General features: G+C 69.9%; 7 protein-coding genes and 1 pseudogene. 4 read left to right on the forward strand and 4 right to left on the reverse strand.

Annotation, left to right across the window (positions count from 1 at the left end; all coding sequences use genetic code 11):
* From HC031_RS32025 to HC031_RS32035, 3 genes and pseudogenes are all read left to right on the forward strand, one after another.
* Positions 1–148, forward strand: a pseudogene (locus tag HC031_RS32025) (electron transfer flavoprotein subunit alpha/FixB family protein); the annotation flags it as partial.
* Between the two features lie 195 nt (positions 149–343).
* The gene (locus HC031_RS32030) at positions 344–637 is read left to right on the forward strand and encodes a metalloregulator ArsR/SmtB family transcription factor (protein WP_167929206.1); all 294 of its coding nucleotides are present in this window, start codon (positions 344–346) and stop codon (positions 635–637) included.
* A complete protein-coding gene (locus HC031_RS32035) occupies positions 634–1,020 on the forward strand; it encodes a VOC family protein (protein ID WP_167929207.1) in 387 nt (128 codons plus the stop codon). Before HC031_RS32030 ends, HC031_RS32035 begins: the two co-directional genes overlap by 4 nt.
* Before the next feature lie 59 nt (positions 1,021–1,079).
* On the opposite strand, the gene HC031_RS32040 is transcribed toward HC031_RS32035, so the two are convergent.
* From HC031_RS32040 to HC031_RS32055, 4 genes are read right to left on the reverse strand one after another with little or no spacing between them, the layout of a single operon-like run.
* Positions 1,080–1,553: an SAM-dependent methyltransferase gene (locus HC031_RS32040; protein ID WP_167929208.1), complete on the reverse strand. Its 474-nt coding sequence runs from the start codon at positions 1,551–1,553 to the stop codon at positions 1,080–1,082.
* A 20-nt stretch (positions 1,554–1,573) separates the two neighbouring features.
* Entirely contained in the window at positions 1,574–2,404 is an 831-nt protein-coding gene (locus tag HC031_RS32045) for an ABC transporter permease (RefSeq protein ID WP_167929209.1), read from the reverse strand.
* Positions 2,401–3,393: an ATP-binding cassette domain-containing protein gene (locus HC031_RS32050; RefSeq protein WP_167929210.1), complete on the reverse strand. Its 993-nt coding sequence runs from the start codon at positions 3,391–3,393 to the stop codon at positions 2,401–2,403. Before HC031_RS32050 ends, HC031_RS32045 begins: the two co-directional genes overlap by 4 nt.
* Positions 3,390–3,692 (reverse strand): hypothetical protein, encoded by a 303-nt coding sequence (locus tag HC031_RS32055; RefSeq protein WP_167929211.1) that lies wholly within the window; start codon positions 3,690–3,692, stop codon positions 3,390–3,392. The genes HC031_RS32050 and HC031_RS32055 overlap by 4 nt, the downstream gene beginning before the upstream one ends.
* A gap of 58 nt (positions 3,693–3,750) precedes the next feature.
* On the opposite strand from HC031_RS32055, the gene HC031_RS32060 reads away from it, so the two are divergent.
* Positions 3,751–4,386 (forward strand): TetR/AcrR family transcriptional regulator, encoded by a 636-nt coding sequence (locus HC031_RS32060; RefSeq protein WP_167929212.1) that lies wholly within the window; start codon positions 3,751–3,753, stop codon positions 4,384–4,386.
* Positions 4,387–4,441 lie beyond the last annotated feature (55 nt).

The following is a 4,441-nucleotide window of genomic DNA, read 5'->3' on the forward strand; positions in this document are numbered from 1 at the left end:
GGCCGGCATGCAGACGTCCAAGACGATCGTCGCGGTCAACAAGGACGACGAGGCCCCGATCTTCGAGCTGGCCGACTACGGCGTGGTCGGCGACCTGTTCAAGGTCACGCCGCAGGCCGTCGAGGAGATCCGCAAGCGCAAGGGCTGACCCGGTCAGCCGGGTACGACCGGGGGTGGGCGCGCGTGCGCCCACCCCCGGTCCTCGTCTGCGCGGGCCTGCGACGATCGTTCTCACCCACGTCGGCGGACGCTGGGCACGCGAGTTCGAGGTCTGTCTCTTCGATCAAGCGGTGCGACGGGCGTCCGATTGTCATGCAAGTCATCACTTGCCTATGGTGTGGTTGTGGCGGAAGATGTCTTCAAGGCACTGGCCGACCCCACCCGCCGACGCATCCTCGATGAGCTGGCGGAACGGGACGGCCAGTCCCTGTTCGAGATCTGCGCGCGGCTGGCGACCAAGCACGGTCTGGGGCTGTCCCGCCAGGCGATCAGCCAGCACCTCGCCGTGTTGGAAGCCGCGGGCCTGGTCCGGACACGACGTCAGGGCCGCTACAAATTCCACGATTTGAACACCGGACCGCTTGAACGCATCGTGACCCGATGGCTCAGGCCCGATGTACCGGAGAGCGCCCCATGAAGATCCACCTGTCCAGCGTTTTCGTCGACGACCAGGACAAGGCCCTGCGCTTCTACACCGACGTGCTGGGCTTCGTGAAGAAGTACGAGGTCCCGCTCGGCGAGCACCGATGGCTGACCGTGGTCTCGCCGGAGGATCCCGACGGTACCGAACTGGTGCTGGAGCCCGACGACCACCCGGCCGTGAAGCCGTACAAGGCGGCGCTGGTCGAGGATGGTATCCCGGCCACCTCCTTCGCCGTGGACGACGTGCACGCCGAGTTCAACCGGCTGCGCGAACTCGGGGTGCAGTTCACCCAGGAGCCGGTGGAGATGGGCCCGGTCATCACTGCGGTGCTGGACGATACCTGCGGCAACCTGATCCAGATCGCCCAGTACAAGTAGGCTCGGCGCAGCGACCGGCCGTGAACTGTCGTCCACGGTGCTCCTGGGTGCGTGGCCGGTCACGGTGGCTGGCTGGCGAAGTAGTCCTTCATCAGACTGTCGACCCAGGCGGGCTGACGGATGTGCGACGGGACGAACTGGCGCATCACCGGTTTGATGTCGAGGACCGGGGTGCCGTCGACCGCGTCGAGCCCGCGAACCCGCAACTGGCGTCCGTGCGCGGAGACCACCTCGCAGATCGTGCAGCCGATCCGGTTGGGCCGGCGTGGACCGCGGTCGCAGAACACCCCGACCTCGGGCAGGTCGGCCCGGCCGCGGGGACGCAACGGTTGCCGGTAGTCGTCACGCTCGGCCAGCTGGTGGAAGAAGTAGACGACCTCCACGTGGGAGAACTCGTCGAGCCCGGTGAGGCACCGGTCGCCGAAGCGCTCGTCGACGAGGATCGTGCTCTCCACGTCGCCCCAGTGGTCGGAGTCCTGCGGGTCTGTTCGCCCGGCACGCACTGTCCCTATTGGAATGACGGTCGGTGTCATGCCACATTCTCCCCGGCGGGTCATCGGGTGCGGAACAGGCGCAGCGACAACGGGGCGAACACCGCCGTCAGCAGGGCGCAGGCCAGCAGGATCCAGGCGACCTGGCCGCCGGGGGCGGTGCCGGACATGAGACCCCGGACAGCGGTCACCAGGTGGGTGACGGGGTTGGCGTTCACGACGGCGCGCAGCCAGCCGGGCAGCGTCGCCGGAATGACGAAGATGTTACTGAAAAACGACAGCGGGTACAGCACCGCCTGGGTCACCCCGAGCACGGCGCCGGGGGACCTCATGACCATGGCCAACGCGGTCCAGACCCACGACAGGCTGATGCCGAAGGCCACGACCAGCAGGACGGCAGCCACCACGCCGGGGACGTTGCCGTGCGGGCGGAAACCCAACGCGAGGCCGAGCCCCACAACCACCGCCGACGCCAGCGCGTAGCGCACCACGTCACCGAGCAGCGCCCCGACGAGCACCGCGGCCGGGCGGATCGACAGGGTGCGGAACCGGTCGAACACGCCACTGGCGAGGTCGATGCTCAGCGCGGCGCCGGTGGTGCCGGTGGTCACCAGCAGCGTCATGACCAGGATTCCCGGCACCAGATAGCCGAGGTACCTACCGGTCGACCCGCCGATCGCGCCGCCGAACAGGTAGGTGAACATCAACGTGAACACGACCGGGTGGACGACGACGTCGAACAGTTGCACGGGGGTACGCCTGATCTTGCGCAGCGCCCGCCCCCCGAAGGCCAGCGCGACAGAAAGGGTGCCGGGACGGGCCGGACGCGGCCGTCCGGCGAGGATCGCCCGCGCCGCTGCGGTGCCGGCGATGGCGTCGAGTGTGGTGGTCATTCGGCCTTCTCCTCGGGTGAACGCTCGGCGGGCGGGCGGCCGGTCAGGGCGAGGAAGACCTCGTCCAGGCTCGGCTGCCCGAGCGCGAACTCGGTGGCGGCGATCTGCGCGCGGGCCAGGTCGGACAGCGCGCGGGCGACGGTTTCGCCGGCTGCGGGCCCGGCCGCCGGTACCCGGGCGGACAGCGCGGCGGGATCGGCGTCCGCCGTCACCGCACCGCCGAGTGCTTGCGCCAGCACCCGCGTCGCGGCGGGCCGGTCGTGCGGGTCGTTCAGCCGGACGTGCAGCGCTCCCCCGCCGACCGAGGCCTTGAGCTGGCTGCTGGTGCCCTCCGCGACGAGCGTGCCGCGGTCGATGACGGCGATGCGGTCGGCGAGCTGGTCCGCCTCGTCGAGATACTGGGTGGTCAGCAGAACGGTGGTGCCCTCGGCGGCCATGACGCGGATGATGGCCCACACCTCGTTGCGGCTGCGCGGGTCCAGCCCGGTGGTGGGCTCGTCGAGAAACAGCAGGTCCGGTGTGACGATTAGGCCGGCGGCGATGTCGAGCCGGCGGCGCATGCCGCCGGAGTACGTTTTGACCAGCCGGTCGGCCGCGTCGGTCAGGCCGAACGCGTCGAGCAGTTCCCCGGCCCGGGATGCCGCGCCGGCCCGGGAATGGCCGTGCAGCCGGCCGAGCAACGCGAGGTTCTCCCGCCCGGTCAGGCCGTCGTCGAGCGAGGCGTACTGACCGGTCAGGCTGATCCGGTCCCGCACGGCCGCGGCGTCGCGCACCACGTCGTGACCGAACACCCGGGCGGTACCCGCATCAGGGCGCAGCAAGGTGGCGAGCATGCGGATGGTCGTCGTCTTACCGGCACCGTTGGGGCCGAGGAACCCGTACACCGAGCCGGCCGGGACGCTCAGGTCGATGCCGTGGACCGCGACCGTCGCGGCGAACGCCTTCACCAGGCCCGAGGCTTCGACGGCGAGGGCGCTGGAGCGTGTCATCGGGCCCACACGTCCTCGTCGACCACGTCGCCCTGCTCCACGCTGGCATCGCGGGTCACCGCGAACGCCGCACCGGCCTCCGGCAGGCCCGGTGCGCCCTCCAGCGCCGCGCGCAGGGCCTCCCCCGAATCCCACCGCCAGATGTCCAGCCAGGTCTCCTCGTCGAGGCGGACCAGCCGGGCCTCGGTCGGGCCGGCGAACGCCGCCCGGACCGCGGCGAGCAACTGACCGCGCCGGGCCAGCATCGTCTCGACATCGACGGGGTCGACGGTGAACCGGGTCGTACGGATGACAGCCATGTTCGACACCTTCCTAGAGTCGTTCTTTAGAGTCGGGCTCTAGTGTTACATTGAAACCATGCATCTGGTCAAGAGCACCGGCAAGAAGGGCGAGAAGTCCCGCCAGACCCGGCAGCGGATCCTGCGGGCCGCGCGCGAGCTGTTCGTCGAGCAGGGCTACGGCGCGACAACCTTGCAGGCCATCGCCGATCGGGCCGGGGTCGCCGTCCAGACCATCTACTTCGCCTTCGGCAACAAACCGTCGCTGCTCAAGGAGCTGGTCGACGTCACCATCGCCGGCGACGACGAGGCGATCCCGACCATGCAGCGGGCCTGGTTCCTCGACGCGCTCGCCGCCGACACCGCCCAGGAACACTTGCGGAGACACGTGGCGGGCACCCGCCAGGTGCTGCAACGGGTCGCGGCGATCACTGACGTCCTCCGCTCCGCCAGCGCGCAGGACCCGAGCATCGCCAGCCTGTGGCAGTACGAGACCGACCCGCGCCTCGAAGTCCAGACCACCGCCGCCCGCAGCATCATGGCCAAGCCCGGCGCCCGCGCCGGCGTGTCCGCCGAACACGCCGCCGACGTGCTCTTCGGCCTGCTGAGCCCGGAGCTGTACCTGCTGTTCGTCCGCGACCGCGGCTGGACTCCCGGGCACTGGGAGCAGTGGACCTACGACACCCTCCGCACCCAACTCTGCGTCGACGTCTGACTGGGTGTGTCCCATTTCTCCGGACCGATGAGCCGGGGAGCGCAACGCGCTCTCT

It is taken from the genome of Planosporangium thailandense (assembly GCF_011947195.1).
Lineage (GTDB): Bacteria > Actinomycetota > Actinomycetes > Mycobacteriales > Micromonosporaceae > Planosporangium > Planosporangium thailandense.

Excerpts from the sequence above, each read along its gene's own strand:
- HC031_RS32040 (WP_167929208.1), bottom strand. The coding sequence starts at position 1,553 with ATGACACCGACCGTCATTCCAATAGGGACAGTGCGTGCCGGGCGAACA.
- HC031_RS32050 (WP_167929210.1), bottom strand. The coding sequence starts at position 3,393 with ATGACACGCTCCAGCGCCCTCGCCGTCGAAGCCTCGGGCCTGGTGAAG.
- HC031_RS32035 (WP_167929207.1), top strand. The coding sequence starts at position 634 with ATGAAGATCCACCTGTCCAGCGTTTTCGTCGACGACCAGGACAAGGCC.
- HC031_RS32045 (WP_167929209.1), bottom strand. The coding sequence starts at position 2,404 with ATGACCACCACACTCGACGCCATCGCCGGCACCGCAGCGGCGCGGGCG.
- HC031_RS32060 (WP_167929212.1), top strand. The coding sequence starts at position 3,751 with ATGCATCTGGTCAAGAGCACCGGCAAGAAGGGCGAGAAGTCCCGCCAG.
- HC031_RS32055 (WP_167929211.1), bottom strand. The coding sequence starts at position 3,692 with ATGGCTGTCATCCGTACGACCCGGTTCACCGTCGACCCCGTCGATGTC.